The 15,945-nt window shown below is 72.2% G+C and carries 13 protein-coding genes; 5 read left to right on the plus strand and 8 right to left on the minus strand.

Features of this window, described 5'->3' with window-relative positions:
- Positions 1-400: 400 nt before the first annotated feature.
- From msrB to AB0G17_RS36775, 4 genes are all read right to left on the minus strand, one after another.
- Complete coding sequence (gene msrB / locus AB0G17_RS36760) at positions 401-808, minus strand: peptide-methionine (R)-S-oxide reductase MsrB (protein ID WP_361392455.1); 408 nt, start codon at positions 806-808, stop codon at positions 401-403.
- A gap of 13 nt (positions 809-821) precedes the next feature.
- A complete protein-coding gene (gene murC, locus AB0G17_RS36765) occupies positions 822-2,213 on the minus strand; it encodes a UDP-N-acetylmuramate--L-alanine ligase (protein ID WP_361392458.1) in 1,392 nt (463 codons plus the stop codon).
- A 99-nt stretch (positions 2,214-2,312) separates the two neighbouring features.
- Positions 2,313-2,795 carry an indole-3-glycerol phosphate synthase gene (locus AB0G17_RS36770; protein ID WP_361392461.1) on the minus strand — a complete coding sequence of 161 codons (483 nt, stop codon included), beginning with the start codon at positions 2,793-2,795 and terminating at the stop codon, positions 2,313-2,315.
- A 164-nt stretch (positions 2,796-2,959) separates the two neighbouring features.
- Positions 2,960-3,724, minus strand: coding sequence for a pyrimidine reductase family protein (locus AB0G17_RS36775; protein ID WP_361392464.1), 765 nt, complete (start codon positions 3,722-3,724; stop codon positions 2,960-2,962).
- A gap of 36 nt (positions 3,725-3,760) precedes the next feature.
- Between AB0G17_RS36775 and zapE the strand changes: the two genes are divergently transcribed.
- The 4 genes from zapE (at position 3,761) to AB0G17_RS36795 (ending at position 7,820) form a co-directional block, all read left to right on the plus strand.
- Positions 3,761-4,831, plus strand: a complete 1,071-nt coding sequence (zapE, locus tag AB0G17_RS36780) for a cell division protein ZapE (RefSeq protein ID WP_361392467.1) — start codon at positions 3,761-3,763, stop codon at positions 4,829-4,831.
- A 52-nt stretch (positions 4,832-4,883) separates the two neighbouring features.
- The gene (locus tag AB0G17_RS36785; protein ID WP_361392470.1) at positions 4,884-5,309 is read left to right on the plus strand and encodes an OsmC family protein; all 426 of its coding nucleotides are present in this window, start codon (positions 4,884-4,886) and stop codon (positions 5,307-5,309) included.
- A 118-nt stretch (positions 5,310-5,427) separates the two neighbouring features.
- Positions 5,428-6,828, plus strand: coding sequence for an alkaline phosphatase PhoX (locus tag AB0G17_RS36790; protein WP_361392473.1), 1,401 nt, complete (start codon positions 5,428-5,430; stop codon positions 6,826-6,828).
- 98 nt (positions 6,829-6,926) lie between these two features.
- Entirely contained in the window at positions 6,927-7,820 is an 894-nt protein-coding gene (locus AB0G17_RS36795) for a PPK2 family polyphosphate kinase (RefSeq protein WP_361392476.1), read from the plus strand.
- Positions 7,821-7,832: 12 nt separating this feature from the next.
- Here the strand turns inward: AB0G17_RS36795 and AB0G17_RS36800 are convergent, their stop codons facing one another.
- From AB0G17_RS36800 to AB0G17_RS36815, 4 genes are all read right to left on the minus strand, one after another.
- Positions 7,833-8,501 carry a DUF5825 family protein gene (locus AB0G17_RS36800; RefSeq protein WP_361392479.1) on the minus strand — a complete coding sequence of 223 codons (669 nt, stop codon included), beginning with the start codon at positions 8,499-8,501 and terminating at the stop codon, positions 7,833-7,835.
- A gap of 91 nt (positions 8,502-8,592) precedes the next feature.
- The gene (locus AB0G17_RS36805; RefSeq protein ID WP_361392482.1) at positions 8,593-10,545 is read right to left on the minus strand and encodes a RiPP maturation radical SAM C-methyltransferase; all 1,953 of its coding nucleotides are present in this window, start codon (positions 10,543-10,545) and stop codon (positions 8,593-8,595) included.
- A gap of 246 nt (positions 10,546-10,791) precedes the next feature.
- The gene (locus AB0G17_RS36810; protein WP_361392485.1) at positions 10,792-12,684 is read right to left on the minus strand and encodes a prolyl oligopeptidase family serine peptidase; all 1,893 of its coding nucleotides are present in this window, start codon (positions 12,682-12,684) and stop codon (positions 10,792-10,794) included.
- Positions 12,681-14,165, minus strand: coding sequence for an MFS transporter (locus AB0G17_RS36815; RefSeq protein WP_361392488.1), 1,485 nt, complete (start codon positions 14,163-14,165; stop codon positions 12,681-12,683). The genes AB0G17_RS36810 and AB0G17_RS36815 overlap by 4 nt, the downstream gene beginning before the upstream one ends.
- A gap of 627 nt (positions 14,166-14,792) precedes the next feature.
- Here AB0G17_RS36815 and AB0G17_RS36820 point away from each other — a divergent pair.
- The gene (locus AB0G17_RS36820; protein WP_361392491.1) at positions 14,793-15,680 is read left to right on the plus strand and encodes a polysaccharide deacetylase family protein; all 888 of its coding nucleotides are present in this window, start codon (positions 14,793-14,795) and stop codon (positions 15,678-15,680) included.
- Positions 15,681-15,945: the final 265 nt, after the last annotated feature.

The raw sequence follows: 15,945 nt of genomic DNA on the forward strand, positions 1-15,945 counted from the left end.
AGGTACGGACGCTTCCTTTGTTCCCGTTTCCGGGCCCTCCGGGCGCTTCCTTCGTTTCCGACTCTATCAGACTCTTTCGTGTCCGATTCCCGGTCACCCGGGTCAAGTCAGTTTGTCTTTCCGGCTGTTGGGCCGTTCCGACGTCCCAGACTCTAGCGGATTTCCCGGGCGGCTCCTAATCGGGCCGGCTGATCCATCCACTCGCACTACTCCCCTTCGAAAGGAAATTCGGCATGCCGAAATTCATCCCGGTCGGGAGATCGTGCTGAGTTGGGTTGCCGCAAGTCTGCGGCGGACGGCTGTCGCAGAACCGTTCCGGCTCCGCGACAACTCGAAGAACTCTACGCACTTGGGGAACCGGCGTCAACTCGAGTGGGACGCGGCTCCCGTTCGGGCTGCGTCAGCCCTCGTCCGCCGTCAGCTTCAGCGAGATCGAGTTGATGCAGTACCGCTGGTCCGTCGGGGTCGGGTAGCCCTCGCCCTCGAAGACATGGCCCAGGTGTGAGCCGCAGCGGGCGCACCGCACCTCCGTACGGACCATCCCGAGCGAGCGGTCGGAGATGAGCTCCACCGCGTCCGTGTCCTTCGGGTCGAAGAAGGACGGCCAGCCGCAGTGCGACTCGAACTTCGTCTCGGAGGTGAAGAGCTCCGCGCCGCAGGCCCGGCACGAGTAGACGCCCTTCGTCTTGGTGTCCGTGTACTCACCCACGAACGCGGGCTCGGTACCGGCCTGCCGCAGCACCGCGTACTCCGCCGGGCTCAGCTCCGCCCGCCACTGCTCGTCCGGCTTCTCGACCTCGTACGACATCGAAGGCACTCCCTCAGCTCAACCGCGCCAGGATCTCCGGGCCCAGGTCCGTCACGTCGCCCGCGCCCATGGTGAGAACGAGGTCGCCGGGCCTGGCCATTCCCGCGATCACGTCCGGCACCGTCGTCTTGTCGTGGACGGTGGTGACGTCGGCGCCGGCCGCCTGGGCCGCGTCGATGATCAGCCCGCTGGTGACGCCGGGGATCGGGTCCTCACGCGCCGGGTAGATGTCGAGGACCACCGAGGCGTCGGCCAGCGCGAGCGCGCGGCCCATCTCGGTGCCCAGCTCCTGGGTGCGGGAGAAGAGGTGGGGCTGGAAGACCACGAGGAGGCGGGAGTCGGCGGCGGCCGCGCGCATCGCCTCCAGGTCGGCGGTCATCTCGGTCGGGTGGTGCGCGTACGAGTCGATGACCTGGACGCCCGCGGCCTCGCCCTTGAGCTGGAGGCGGCGCTTGACGCCGGTGTACTTGCCGAGGGCCGAGGCCAGGTTGTGCGCCGGGATGCCGAGGGCGACGCCGGCGGCGAGCGCGGCCACCGCGTTGAGGGCGTAGTGGCGGCCGGGGACCGAGACCGTGAAGGTCAGGTACTTGCCGCCGAGCAGGACGGTGACCTCGCTGGTCAGACCGCGCGGGGTGACCTTGTGGACGCGTACGTCGGCGTGCTCGTCCGCTCCGTACGTGACGACCTTCAGCGAGGAGAGGTCGCGCACCCGGCGGGTGAGCTCGACGGCGCCCGCCTGGTCGGCGGAGATGACGAGGGTGCCGCCGGGGACGACCTTGCCGACGAAGGTCTCGAAGGAGTCGTAGATCTCGTCCATCGAGGCGTAGTTGGCGTGGTGGTCGAGTTCGACGTTGAGGACGATGGCGACCTCGGGGTCGTACTTCTGGAAGCTGCGGTCGCTCTCGTCCGCCTCGGCCACGAAGATGTCGCCCTCGCCGTGGCGGGCGTTGGTGCCGGGTCCGGCGAGGTCGCCGCCGATCGCGTACGAGGGGTCGAGGCCCAGCTCGGTCAGGGCGACGGCCAGCATCGAGGTGGTGGTCGTCTTGCCGTGGGTGCCGGCGACGGCGATGGCGCGCAGGCCGCCCATGAGCGCGGCCAGCGCGTCGGAGCGGTGGACGACGGGGATGGAGAGCTCGGCCGCGCGGACGAGCTCCGGGTTGTCGGCGCGGATGGCGCTGGAGACGACGACGCTGCTGGCGTCGGAGGCCAGGTGGCCGGCGGCGTGGCCGATGTGGACGGTCGCGCCGAGCGCGCGCAGCGCCTCGGCCGTGCCGGACTCCTTGGCGTCGCTGCCCGCGACCTTCGCGCCGCGCTGGGCCAGGATCTTCGCGATCCCCGACATTCCGGCACCACCGATGCCGATGAAGTGCGGCCGTTCCATGGCGGTGGGGATCGCGGGTGCCATTTGCGTGTGTCTCCCGGGGGGTGCGCAGCGTACGGGGTGACGTCAGCCGGTACGGACTGACGGCACTGGACCGGTTGACCAGTCCAGTGAGCCATCACCCTATTCGCTGTGCGCCTCCTCGCTGTGCGCGAAGAGCTTGAGGACGGGGACGCCGACCTTGTGCCGGGCCCGGGAGGCCCAGTCGCGGTGGAAGAACTCCTCCACGTAGTGCGGTGCCGTCAGCACGATGACCTCGTCGGCGCCCACCTCGTCGACGACGGACCTCAGCAGGTCGAGGGGGTGGTCCTCGACGATCTGGCCGACGGCCTGGCTGCCCGTCGAGCGCAGGGACGCCAAGGAGTGCTCCAGGGCGCGTGCGGCGGGGGCCTTGGCGGCCGGGCCCTCGGGCTCGCCTGCCTCGTGGACGGCTTCGTCGAGTTCGCCGAGGGCCACGTCGTCGATGGCGCGCAGGAGGCGGTCCTGGTCGCCGCGGGGCTGCATGAGCACGACGAAGGAGACCGGCTCGTCGCCGTGCAGGGTGGTGACGAATTCCACGTCTACGGAGGTCAAGGGCTTCTCGATCATCAATACGCTTGTGAACACGACAAACGCCCTTCTCTTCACTCCAGCCGGTGCCCCGCGAGGCCGCGAGGCCTCGACGTGGTTACCCGCCCCTGCGGAAACCATCCTTCCCCGTGCCCGCACGGGGTCTGCGTGAGTAAGTGTGCCCAGCGGAAGCTAACCGGAACGACAAATTCCGCTGATTGTCAGATCCGACGGTAACGCGTATAGAGGAACCCGGCCTCTTCCAGCAGGGACTCCAGCTGGAAGCGTTCCGGGACGCTCACCGGTGGCCCTCCCGCGATGCGCTGAGCACTGCCCGCGGTGAGGACCGGCGACACCGTCAGACACAGCTCGTCCAGCACTCCGGCCGCCACGAACTGGCCGAGCAGCCGGGGCCCGCCCTCGGTGAGCATCCGGACCAGACCGCGCTCGGCCAGCGCCTCCACGGCCCGGGCGGGCTCCACGCCGGGCCCGTCGCCCGCGATCACCACCTCGGCGCCCGCCACCTCGGCCTCGCGCATGCGGTCCGGGGGCGCGCTGGCGCCGGTGAGGACGATCGTCGGCACCAGCGGCGAGGTGAACAGGGGCAGCGAGAAGTCCAGGTCGAGGCCGGCCGTCACCACCGCGATCACAGGGGCCGGACCCTGGCCTGCGGCCGCGCGCCGGTCCGCGAAGACCTCCCGCGCCCGGGCCGGGCGGTAACCCTCCTGGCGTACCGTTTCCGCGCCCACCACGACCACATCGGCCAGCGCCCGCAGGACGCCGAAGATCCGCATGTCGGTGTCGGAGGAGAGCGGGTGCGAGCGGCCCTCGTGGTGGCCCGCGCCGTCGAGCGAGGAGACCATGTTGGCCCGCAGCCAGGGTCCGTCCGTCCGGGGGTACGCATAGGCCTCGGCCAGCGCTTCGAACGACCACTCGGTGTCGGCCGAGGCGGGTGTCTGGTCGGTCACAGGGAACAGGCGTCGCATCCGTGCAGTCTTACATGACGCTTACAGTGGGGAACTGTGTCGACCAGCCCCATAACCCAAGCGGCCCCGCTGTCGCTCTGCGCCCGCGAGCCGCACGTCCCCGCCGACCGTCTGGTCGCCGAGATGGTGCCGCCGCCGCGGTTCGACTCGGTCCGCTTCGAGACGTACGTACCGGACCCGAACCAGCCCAGTCAGAGCGAGGCCGTCAAGGTGCTCGCCTCCTTCGCGGCCGGCCTGGGCGGAGCGCACGCCAGCGGGAGCGGGCGCCGCAAGTGGTTCGCCAGGAAGCCGGCCGCACCCGCGGCGCCGCGCGGGGTCTACCTCGACGGCGGGTACGGCGTGGGCAAGACCCATCTGCTGGCCTCGCTGTGGCACGCCACTCCGGCCGAGCCCGCGCTCAAGGCGTTCGGCACCTTCGTGGAGCTGACGAACCTGGTCGGCGCGCTGGGGTTCCAGGAGACCGTGCGCACCCTGAGCGGGCACAGGCTGCTCTGCATCGACGAGTTCGAGCTGGACGACCCGGGCGACACGGTGCTGGTGTCGTCACTGCTCGGCAAGCTGGTGGAGCAGGGCGTGGCGCTGGCCGCGACCTCCAACACGCTGCCCGGCAAGCTGGGCGAGGGCCGGTTCGCGGCCGTCGACTTCCTGCGCGAGATCCAGGGGCTGTCGGCGCACTTCCGGCCGCTGCGGATCGACGGCGAGGACTACCGCCACCGGGGGCTGCCCGAGGCCCCGGCGCCGTACTCGGACGAGCAGGTCACCAAGGCCGCGTACGCGACCGAGGGCGCGGCGCTCGACGACTTCCCCGGGCTGCTCGGCCATCTGTCGCGGGTCCACCCCAGCCGGTACGGGGCGCTCACCGACGGGGTGAAGGCGGTGTGCCTCACCGATGTGCGGCCGGTTCCCGACCAGTCGACCGCGCTGCGGCTCGTGGTGCTGGCCGACCGGCTCTATGACCGCGAGGTGCCGGTCCTGGCGTCCGGGGCCCCCTTCGACCGGCTGTTCAGTGACGAGATGCTGAACGGCGGCTACCGGAAGAAGTACTTCCGGGCGATCTCCCGGCTCACCGCCCTCGCTCGCGACGCGAAGGGGCTTGTCGAGCAGTAGGTTTGGCGCACAGGGGGCCGCAAACCCCCTTAGCCACCAGAAGGGATACATCATGGCCACCACGCGTACGGCGCACACGGTCTGGGAAGGCGAGCTCCTCAAGGGCTCGGGGACCGTCACCTTCGACTCGTCCGGCATCGGTTCGCAGCCGGTCAGCTGGGCGTCCCGCGCCGAGCAGGCCAACGGCAAGACCAGCCCGGAGGAGCTCATCGGCGCGGCTCACTCCAGCTGCTTCTCCATGGCCCTCTCGCACGCTCTGGCCGGCGCGGGCAACCCGCCCACGCGGCTGGAGACCAAGGCGGACGTGACGTTCCAGCCGGGTGAGGGCATCACCGGCGTCCACCTCACCGTGCGCGGCGAGGTGCCGGGGCTGGACGCGGAGGGCTTCGCCGCGGCCGCCGAGGACGCCAAGAAGAACTGCCCGGTCAGCCAGGCGCTGACGGGCACGACCATCACGCTCACCGCCGAGCTGGTCTGAGCCACGGGCCGATTTCGGCCACTTGAGGCGACACGACCCGCATGATTCCCCTATCACCTGAACGCGTGATAGATCATGCGGGTCACGTCTTCCTGTCCGCCAACAGGGGAGTTGCCTCATGTCCGAAGCGCGAGCAACACGACGTCAGATCCTCGCCCGCACCGGCGCGTCGGCCGCCGCGATCGCCTTCACCGGCGCGGTCACCGAACTCTTCAGCGGGGGCCCGGCCGTGGCCGCCGCCGGCCGGCGCGGCTACGGGCCGCTGGTGCCCGACCCGGCCGGGCTGCTCGATCTGCCGGAAGGTTTCCGCTACCGGGTGCTCTCGCGCGAGGGCGACCCGCTGCGCTCCGGCGAGGGCTCGGTGCCGAGCAACCACGACGGCATGGCCGCGTTCGCGGGGCGCCGCGGCGGCGTCCGGCTGGTCCGCAACCACGAGAACCGGGTCACCGCGGCGATCCCGGTCCCCCATGTCGAGGGGCTGGTGTACGACCCGATGGGCAAGGGCGGGTGTACGGCCCTGGAGCTCGACGGGGCGAACCGGGTGTTGTCCGAGCGGGTCGCCCTCAGCGGCACCGCCGTCAACTGCGCGGGCGGCCGCACCCCTTGGAACACCTGGCTGAGCTGCGAGGAGACCGAGGACCGGGCCGGCACCAACGGGTACACCAAGGACCACGGCTTCGTCTTCGAGGTCGACGGCGCCGACCCGCGCCGCACCGGGGCGGTACCGCTCACCGCGATGGGCCGCTTCCAGCACGAGGCGATCGCGATCGACCCGTACTGCGGTGTCGTGTACGAGACCGAGGACGCCTTCGACAAGCCCTTCGGGCTCTTCTACCGCTTCCTGCCGAACCGGCCGCTCGGCGGCACGTGCTCGTTGCGCGCGGGCGGCGCCCTGGAGGCGATGCGCGTCCCTGAGGTGCCCGACCTCTCCGTGATCCAGCGGCCCGGCGCCCGGTTCGACGGGATCGAGTGGGTGCCGGTGCCCGACCCGTCGGCCCGGCAGACACCGGTCCGGCTCCAGGACTTCGGCCCGCGCGGCATCACCCACGCGCAGAAGCTGGAGGGCTGCTACTGGAGCGGCGAGTGCGTCTACTTCGTCTCCAGCTACGCGCGCGTGGCGGAGGGGTCGGGCGCCGACCACTTCGGGCAGGTGTGGCGGTACGAACCGAGGCGCCGCCGCCTCACCCTGATCGTCGTCTTCGGCCCGGCCACCGACGTCCAGCTGCCCGGCGAGTCCCCGGACAACATCACTCTCGCGCCCGACGGCGGGCTGATGGTGTGCGAGGACGGCAACGGCGCCCAGCACGTCTTCGGGCTGACCCGGCGCGGCGAGGTCTACGCGATGGCACGCGGACGGCAAACGATCACACCAGCCGTTACCGCGGCGGGCGGTAAGCCCGGCGCCCCCGAATGGGGCGAGTTCGCGGGGGTCACCTTCGCCCCGGACGGGCACACGATGTACGTCAACTGCTACACGCCGGGGACGACCTTCGCGGTGACCGGGCCCTTCGCCCACTAGGGCCGGTCACCAGTGCTCCCGTAGCGCTTCCGTAGCGCTCGCGTCGCGTCGCTTTCCGTCGCACGATCGAGGGAACCGACCGTAAGGGGTGGTGCGCCGTGGCCAAGAAGGGCAGCAAGGGCGGCAAGGGCAAGGACCAGAAGAAGCCCGAGCAGCGGGATCTGCGCCGGCTGCTGCGCATCCCCGGGGGCAAGCCCGTCGACCTCTCCTCCTACCCGGCCGACGCCATCCCGGCCGGCCCGAAGGACAAGGCGGAGGGGTTGGCGGCGACCGCCGGCATGGGTGGGGAGCTCGCCGCACTGCAGGAGCGGCTGTACGCGGCGAGCACCGCGGGTGACCGGCGCCGGGTGCTGCTCGTGCTCCAGGGCATGGACACCAGCGGCAAGGGCGGCACGGTCAAGCACGTCATCGGCCTGTTCAACCCGTCCGGCTGCCGGATCAGGGCGTTCAAGGCGCCCACCCGGGAGGAGCTGAACCACCCCTTCCTGTGGCGGATCATGCGGGCGCTGCCGCAGCCCGGCGAGATCGGCATCTTCGACCGCTCGCACTACGAGGACGTACTGATCGCCCGGGTCCGCGAGCTGGTCCCGCACCGGCAGCTGGGCCGCCGTTACGGGCAGATCGAGCGGTTCGAGCAGTCGCTCGTGGAGGACGGTGTGAGCGTGGTCAAGGTGTTCCTGCACATCAGTGAGGAGCAGCAGCGCCGTCGGCTGCTCGAACGGCTCGACAACCCGGACAAACACTGGAAGTTCAACCCTGGCGACATCGACGAGCGGGCACTGTGGCCCGCGTACCAGAAGGCGTACGAGATCGCCCTGGAGCGGTGCTCGACGGACGCGGCTCCCTGGTACCTGGTGCCCGCCGACCGCAAGTGGTACCGGAACTGGGCGGTCAGCCGGCTCCTCCTGGAGCATCTGCGGGAACTCGACCCGCAGTACCCGAAGGGCGACTTCGACGTGGAGGAGTGCCGGGCGCGGCTGCTCGCCAGCTGAGATGACGGCTCGTCAGATCGCCATCGCCTCCTGAATCCAGCGGTTCACCCGGTACGGCAGCCACCACGCCAGGTCGCCCACCCGCAGGACCAGTTTCTCGGAGAGGAAGTCGGCGAGGACCGCGGGCGGAACCGTGTCGGCCGGGGCGCCGTGCACCAGGGCCTCGATGACCTGGTGGTATTCGGGCTCGTCCGCGGTGAAGCGGCGCAGGTCGCCCCAGCGGCGGTCGCGAATCTGGACGAAGCCGGGGCCCTGCCGCCACAGGCACTTGCACAGGTAGTGGCCCTCGCGCCAGCGGCGCAGCGCCCCGGCCGCGTCGGCGGGCCCGTCCAGGCGCTGCGGCGGCTGGAGGTGGCTCAGGACCTGCCAGGCGTCGGCCTCCGCCGCCGGGTCCAGCCGCAGCCTCCACTCGACGAGCACGGCGCGGGCCGTCAGGTCCCGCACCAGGCTGAGGGCGCGTACGGCGTGGTGGGCGGCGCGCGGGTCGGCGAGGTCGACCGGCTCGGCGAGGCGGACGCGGCGCACGCCGGCCTCCCACAGCCGGTCGGCCTCCTCCCCCGCGGGGCCGGTCAGTTCGAGGTCGCCGAGATGCATCCCGGGCAGGGCGCAGGCGTCGGGGTCGTAGTCGCGCCAGGCGGCGACGGTCAGGGCCGCGGTGCGCGTGGTGAGGGCGGTGCTCATCGGGCTGGTCCTCCGGCTCGTACGGTCTTCGCGGTCGGCAGTCGTCGCAGTCGTCGCGGTCGTCGCGGTCACGCGGTCACGGGTCATCGGGTCATACGTGGGCGGGCTCGGGGCGGGCGGGCTCGGGCGCGGCCGTCTCCCCGGCCGCGTCGAGCGCGGCGTGGGCGTGGCGCATGAAGTCCAGGCGCAGCAGGTCCTCGTTGACCGACGCGGGCGCGATGTGGACGTACTGGCCGCCGTCGGTGAAGACCAGGCCGAGCGCGAGCCAGGAGTCGAGCAGGCGCTGCACCTCGCTCTCGTCGCGGGCGGCGCCCTCGGCCCGGGCGGCGGCCTTGCGGGTGAGGGCCGCGGCCGTGTGCGGCTGATCGAGGAGGCGGAAGGCGACCAGCTCGTACGGGTCGGTCAGCTCCATCGCCCGCCACGCGAACATCCGGCGCCGGCTGACCAGGACGATACGGTCGCCGAGGTCGGCGTGGGTGAGGCGGGCGTCCGCGTGGTTCTTCTTCCAGCCGTCCAGGGCGTCGTTGAGGGCGGTGACGGTGGGCTCGCCGATGCCGCGCTGCGGGGCCTCGAAGACGTACGCGAGGTCGTAGAGCTCGGACTCGGGCAGGTCGTAGGTGAAGCGGTAGTGCTCCTCGGGGCGCAGGCCGTCGAAGCCGAGCTCGGGGCGGTTGAAGTAGGGGCTGAAGCGCTCGATGGCGATGCGCGCGGAGAGGTCGACCGGCGGGTTGAGGTGTTCGAGCGCCGGTATCTGGGCGATCACCGGGTCGTAGTCCTCGGCGGTCTCGCCCGGGAAGCCGTGCAGATAGTTCCAGGCCACCGAGAGGCCGGTCTCGGCGCCGTCCCGGAGCATCCGGACGTTCTGGCAGCCGCTGACGCCCTTGTCCATCAGGTCGAGCACCCGGTTGTTGAGGCTCTCGATGCCCGGCTGGACGTAGATCAGTCCGGCCTCGGCGAGCGTACGGAGCTGGCTGCGGCGCATGTTGGCCTTGATCTCGATGTGCATGCGCAGGTCGTAGCCGCTCTCGATGATGCGGGGCAGCACCGTGGAGAGGTAGCCCATGTCGAGGATGTTGTCGACGAGGTACATGTCGAGGACCCGGTGGCGGCGGGCCAGCTCCATGATCTCCGAGTAGAACGTCTCGGGCGTCTTGGAGCGGTACTGCATGAAGGAGCCGTTGAGCCCGCAGAAGGTGCAGTGGTGCTTCTCGCCCCACCAGCAGCCCCGGGCGCCCTCGACGACCAGCTTCGGCTCGACCCAGTTGCGGGCCACCGAGGTGGCGAGCCGCTCGAAGTAGCCGCTGTAGTCCGGGGGCAGGATCGCGGCGGGCGGGATCGGGCTGGTGGCCATCGGGTTGACCACGCTCGTGCCGTCGGCGGCGCGGTGGCACAGGCCCGGCACGGCGGCGAGCGCGGCCGGGCCGGCGCCCTCGCCGATGGCGGTGAGCAGCTGCGGGAAGGCCGTCTCGCCCTCGCCCCGGATGACGTGGTCCACGAACGCGAAGTTGCGGTGGACGGCCTCCCCCTGCTCGCCGTCGCAGTTGGCGCCGCCCATCACGGTCACGATGTGCGGGGCGAGCCGCTTGACGTGCTTGGCGGCGGCGAGGGCCGCGGTGTTCTGCTGGAAGGTGGAGGTGAAGCCGACGACATCGGGCGCGTACGCGACGATCCGCTCGGCGATCATCTCCACGAACTCCGGTACGGCACGGTGCAGTTCCTGTGACATGCGCAGCCGGGACTTGCGCAGCTTGCCCTTCATCGCGTCCGCGAACTCCTGGTCGCGCCAGGTGGGGTCGTCGTAGAGGGCGGAGGAGAAGACCCAGTCGCCGCAGCCCATGAAATAGGAGGAGAGCGCGTAGTACTCGTAGTCGTCGGCGGTGAATTCGGTGCGCTCGGTGATCCAGTCGGTGAATTCGAGATTGGCGTGCAGCACTTCCGCCTTGGCGCCCGGCACGCGTTCGTCGACGCTGCGCTTGAGGATTCCCAGGGCCAGCGACGGCAGGTCGATCGGCGACCAGGGCATGTTGACCAGCAGTACACGCATGTCGGCTCCTCGCGGGGTGCGGTGACACAAAGGTGCGCAGAGATAAGAGCGCTCAGAGATGTGCGCGCCCACGGATGAGGCGCTCAGAGACAAAGGGGTGCGGCCGCACCGGCCGGCCCGGCGGTCGGGACCGCCGGGCCGGGCGGCGAGGATCAGTCCTCTTCGCCGTCCTCGGCGTTACGGAACGGAACCTTGATGGTCACGCCGACGCTGGGCTTGCGGTTCTCCTCGTCACCCGCGAGCGGGTCATTCTGGATGATGTCCTTCTGCATGGGAACTCCTCTCATCGTGTCGGGTGGTGCCAGTTCCGGCGGGGGCCTTGGTGCGGACCCGTCCGGAATCCCCGCTCCGGTCCGAGCGGGGTGTCTTGGGGGCGGCCGCGCGGCGCGGGCCGCGCAGCTCGCGGTCGAGGAAGACCACGGCGCGGCGCAGGATCGCCACGTGGTCCTCGCCCTGGTAGCCGTCGTGGCCGCTCTCCAGCCACATCGACTCGTGCGGTACGCGCGCGTGGCGCAGGGCAGCGAGGTAGTCGCGCACCTGGCCGGGCGGGCACTTGGCGTCCCGGGTCGCGGCGGCGACCAGGAGCGGGGCCCGCACGGCGGACGCGTACTTCAGGGGCGAGCTGCGCTCGTACCGCTCGGGCACCTCGTCGGGGGTGCCGCCGAACAGCCGCTCGTCCAGGGCGCGCAGGGCCGGGGTGCTGGTGCGGTAGGCGGCGGCGCAGTCGGCCACCGGCTTCACCGCGACGCCCGCCTGCCACAGGCCCGGGCGCAGCCCGAGGGCGAGCAGGACGAGGTAGCCGCCCCAGGAGGTGCCCCACAGCCCGGTCGCGTCGGCGCGGACGACGCCGCGCGCGACGAGGTCCGCGCGCACCGACGCCAGGTCGTCGACCTGGGTGAGCCCGACGCCCTGGTCGAACGCCCGGCGCCAGCGCGGCCCGTAGCCCGTGGAGCCGCGGTAGTTGACGCGGACGACGGCGAAGCCGGAAGCGACCAGCGAATGCACGACGCCGTCGTAGGCGTCCCGGTCGTGGTCGGCGGGGCCGCCGTGCACCAGGAACACCGCGGGGACCGCTCCCCTGCGGCCCTCGGGCAGGCTGAGCAGGCTGTGCACCGGGCCGTCGGGGCCGGGCGTCCACAGGTCCCGGTGCTCGCCGGGGACCGGGGCGGGGATGCCGTGCGTGGGCGGCAGGGGTGTGCCGGCGGTGGAGCCCATCCGGGGCGGGTTCGCGGTGTCGGTCCAGAGGTAGTGGACGTCGGTTCCGGCGCGGGGCGCGGAGTCCAGGAGGGTGCCGCGCGGCACCGGCACCGGCTCGACGGTCCGTTCGCGCAGGTCCACGCGGTGCAGCGTGCTGCGGCCGTGGCGGTCCTGGCGGACGAGGACCGAGCGGCCGTCGGGGTGCCAGCGGGCGGTGATCTCGGTGTCGAAGGCGCACCAGGAGTGGGTGGTGAGGGCGGATCCGGGGTGCGGTTCGGTGTCCGCGAGCCAGCTCGCCAGCACATAGCGGTCGCCGGCCTCGCGGACGAGGAGCAGTTCGGCGCGGTCGCCGGCGGGGGCGAAGCCCAGCGACCAGAGCCTGCCGTCCGGGCCGTCGCCGGGCAGCACCGCGCGCGTGGCGCCGTCGTCGGCCAGGACGGTCACGGCCCGCGCCGAGCCCGCCGCGCCGCTGACGGCGAGGAGGCGGCCGTCGGGGGTGATGCCGGAGAGGGTGACGTGGCCGTCGACGCGCGTCACTACGCGGGCCGGGCCGCCGCGCGGGCCGACGTGGACGGCGGTGGTCCGGGCGTCCCCGAGGCCCATCGCGACCGTCGCGCTGTCGCTGACGGCGAGGCCGCGCGGCTCGCCCGGGGCCGGCCCGGTCAGGCCGGGGCGGTCGGGCCCGCCGTCGAAGGGCTGGAACCACCAGTGCCCGGCGCCGTGTTCGTCCTCGTCGAACCACCACACCTGGCCGTCGCGGTCGATGGCGTGGTGGAAGGTGCCGTGCGGGCGGTCGGTGACCTGCCGGGTGCGGCCGGTCGCGGCGTCCCAGGTGAACACCTCACAGCGGCCCTCGGCGTCGCCGGTGAACGTCATCCGCGCCGGGTCGGCGGCGCACACCTCGGGCAGGGCGGCCCGGTAGACCTGGTAGCGGCCGGTCATACGGCCACCCCCCGGGCCGGGATCCGTACGTACGTCGTCCAGCAGGCGAGCAGCGTGAGCAGCGCCGCGCTCGCGACGGCGGGAGCGGCGGTGCCCGCGCTGGAGGCGCACACTCCCGCGACGACGGGCGCGAGGGCGGCGGAGCCGCCGACTGCGGTGGCGAGGACCGCGCCGGTACGGGCCTGCAGGGCGGGCGGGGTCTCCTGGATCGCCCGGGACTGCAACACCACGGTGACCAGCGGCATCAGCAGGCAGAACGCCCCGAACAGACCGCCGTACGTCCAGGGGTCCTTCGCGGTCGCGAGCGCGGCGGCGAGCGGGACGAGCAGCCACGTGACGGTGACCAGGAGCCGGGACGCGCTGATCCGGCCCGCGATGCGGGGCGCGGCCAGCGACCCGACGAGCCCGGCGGCGCCGGAGAGCGCGAGCACGAGCCCCATCGGGGCGCCCCCGTGGCCGCCCTTCTGGAGGGTGAAGACGGCGCCGTAGTACAGCGCGACTATCACGGCGTTGACGGTGGCCGTCCAGATCAGGACGAGCCGGAGGAAGGGCGAGGTGCGGACGAGGGCGAGCCCGGCGCCGAGCTCGGCGCGGAGGGCGGGGCGGGAGGCGGGGCGGCGCGGAGGGCTTGGGGCGGGGGTGTGGGCGGGGTCGGCGCTGTCGAGGGCGGGGCGGCGCGGAAGGGGTGAGGCGGGGCTGTGGGCGTCGGCGGTGTTGAGGGCGCCGGGGCCGTCGGCGCGCGCCGAGTGTCCCGCCCCGAGCGGGCCTTCTCCGGGTCCCGTCGCTCCCCCGAGCGGCCCCTCCCCGGGTCCCGTCGCTCCCCCGAGCGGCCCCTCCCCGGGTCCCGTCGCTCCCCCGGGCGCCCCCTCCCCCGGCCGCAGGTCCGACTTCAGTGCGCTCACGCACACCGCCGCGACCGTGTACGACACCGCGTCCGCGACGAAGGGCAGGGCGCGGGAGGCCTGGTAGAGGGCGCCGCCCAGGGCCGGGCCGAGGACCAGCGCGCCCTGGTCGGCGGCCGAGAGCCCGGCCACCACCCGGGGGCTGTCGGCGGGCGGCGCGATGAGCGCCACGGTGCCGGCCGCGGCCGCCTCGTACACGGCGGTGGAGAAACGTTCCACCAGGACCGCGCCCAGCAACAGGGTGAGCGGCGGGCGGCCCGCGGCGGCGGCCACGGCCACCCCGCCCATGGCGAGCGCCGAGACGACAGCGGACCAGAGCATCACCGGTTTGCGCGCGCCCCGGTCGGCGGGCACGGCGGCGAGCGGGGCGAGCAGGAGCCCGGCCGCGGTGGACACGCCCGCGACGAGCCCGACGGTCGCGGCCGAGTAGCCGAGGCCCAGGAGCAGCAGCGGCAGGACGACGCCGGAGGCTTGGGTGCCGAGCGCGTCGGTGGCGCTCGCGCACCAGAACAGCCTGACGTCCCTGGACAGCGGCCCGCGAACGGCGGCTCTGCCGACGGCCGCGGTGGCGGAGCCCATCAGCGCCCCGCTAGCGACGGAACAGGTTTCGGCAGTTCAGACGAGTTCGGCGACAGTCCTGTGCACGCCGATAACCCCGGTTCACGCACAGCCACCCCACAGTTGGTCAGGTTGCGAAGAAAGTGTGCAGGATTCGAAACGAGCGGGAGCCTAACCACGGGCCCGCCGGAGCGACAAGGGCCGTGGCGCCGAGGCTGGAATTGAACTCCGTAAGCGCTCGGCAAAGAAACCGATTGCTCTGTACGGGCCCCACGACCGGCGGTGGCTCTTACCGGCTCCGGCGCGACACAAGGGGAATGACCGCGTCCCCCACGGTCGGCAGCGTCGGCCCGATCCGGCCCGCCCCGCTTCGCAGTGGCGAATACCCCGTCCGAGCATGCCGGATCGCGCGCCTCCACTGGCATATTCGCCTTCCCGGGGGCGAACCGGACCCGGCGCGCGCACGGCGGGCGGCAGGCGCGCGACCGGTCCCGGGCGCCCCGCCGAGGCGGCTCCACGGGTCCACCCATGCCCCCGGGTGCCGGATTCTCGGACGAGTTCCCTCCGGTTCACTCATTGGCCGGAAACATATGGGGGCTCACGGCGCCGCATACCTCTGATCAGCAAATGATCGGATAGCTTCCGCCCGTGACCATTTCTGTACGAAAGCTGCTGGCGATTGCCGTTCTCGGTGCCGCGCTCGCGGGCTGCAGCTCCGATCCCGCCCCCGCCGGCCATGGCGCGAAGGCGGCACCGGGCGCGAGCAAGCCGTCCACCGACCCCTCGGCGCCCTCCGCCTCCCCCGGCCAACGGGCCCCTCAGCAGGCGCCGACCCTCGCGCCCGCCCCCGGCGGTCTCACCCCGGTCTTCAGCCGCGCCCCCGAGGGCGGGCAGAAGGTGGTCGCGCTCACCTTCGACGCCGACATGACCGCCGACCAGGGGCCGCGTGCGGCGAGTGGCGAGCGCTTCGACAACCCCGCGCTGATCGCCGATCTCCAGCGGCTCAAGGTCCCCGCCACGGTCTTCATGACGGGCCGCTGGGCCGACGAGTATCCGGCCGAGGCCCGCGCCATCGGGGCCGACCCGAACTTCGAGGTGGGCAACCACTCGTACAGCCACTACGCCTTCAAGTCGCCCTGCTACGGGCTGCCGGTCGTCGGCAGGGACCAGATGCGCACCGACGTCGAGCGGGCGACCGCCTCCTTCGACAAGGCCGGGGTGCGCAACGCGGTCCCGTACTTCCGCTTCCCCGGCGGCTGTTTCGACGACGAGGTGCTGCGGGCGCTGGCCCCGCTGAAGATGACCGCGGTGCAGTGGGACGTGGTGAGCGGCGACGCGTTCGCGCACAACGCGGACGCGGTGGCCGAGCAGGTCCTCGCCGGGGTGAAGCCGGGCTCGCTGGTGGTCATGCACTGCACCCGCAGCGCGGCGCCGGTCACCGACCAGGCGGTCCAGCGGATCGTCCCGGAGCTGCGCAGGCGCGGCTACCGCTTCGTGAAGGTGTCCGAACTCATCGGGTCTGCCGTGAAGCGCTAGGGCCTGTCGTCAAATTCCCGTCGTCGCCCGAAGGGCGGTCCGGCGGCGTCTGGTGCGTGCTCTCGGCGCGCCGGGCGAAAGCCCTCGTACTGGACGTACGTGGGCTTTCGCCCGGTGCGGCGAGAGTGCGTGCCAGGCGTCGCCGGACAGACGGGAATTTGACGACAGGGCCTAGGGCCTGTCTGATAATTGATCTTGTGGTGGGTCGTGGTGAGTTGACGGATGCGGCGTGGGAGCGGATAGCGCCCCTGCTGCCTGGTGTTGA

The organism is Streptomyces sp. NPDC023838 (genome assembly GCF_040639555.1).
In the GTDB taxonomy this organism is placed as follows: Bacteria; Actinomycetota; Actinomycetes; order Streptomycetales; family Streptomycetaceae; genus Streptomyces.

What these genes read in the sequence shown, in the direction of transcription:
- AB0G17_RS36800 (WP_361392479.1), bottom strand. Translation starts at nt 8,501, where the DNA reads ATGAGCACCGCCCTCACCACGCGCACCGCGGCCCTGACCGTCGCCGCC.
- AB0G17_RS36810 (WP_361392485.1), bottom strand. Translation starts at nt 12,684, where the DNA reads ATGACCGGCCGCTACCAGGTCTACCGGGCCGCCCTGCCCGAGGTGTGC.
- AB0G17_RS36815 (WP_361392488.1), bottom strand. Translation starts at nt 14,165, where the DNA reads ATGGGCTCCGCCACCGCGGCCGTCGGCAGAGCCGCCGTTCGCGGGCCG.
- AB0G17_RS36790 (WP_361392473.1), top strand. Translation starts at nt 5,428, where the DNA reads ATGTCCGAAGCGCGAGCAACACGACGTCAGATCCTCGCCCGCACCGGC.
- murC (WP_361392458.1), bottom strand. Translation starts at nt 2,213, where the DNA reads ATGGCACCCGCGATCCCCACCGCCATGGAACGGCCGCACTTCATCGGC.
- msrB (WP_361392455.1), bottom strand. Translation starts at nt 808, where the DNA reads ATGTCGTACGAGGTCGAGAAGCCGGACGAGCAGTGGCGGGCGGAGCTG.
- AB0G17_RS36775 (WP_361392464.1), bottom strand. Translation starts at nt 3,724, where the DNA reads ATGCGACGCCTGTTCCCTGTGACCGACCAGACACCCGCCTCGGCCGAC.
- AB0G17_RS36785 (WP_361392470.1), top strand. Translation starts at nt 4,884, where the DNA reads ATGGCCACCACGCGTACGGCGCACACGGTCTGGGAAGGCGAGCTCCTC.
- AB0G17_RS36805 (WP_361392482.1), bottom strand. Translation starts at nt 10,545, where the DNA reads ATGCGTGTACTGCTGGTCAACATGCCCTGGTCGCCGATCGACCTGCCG.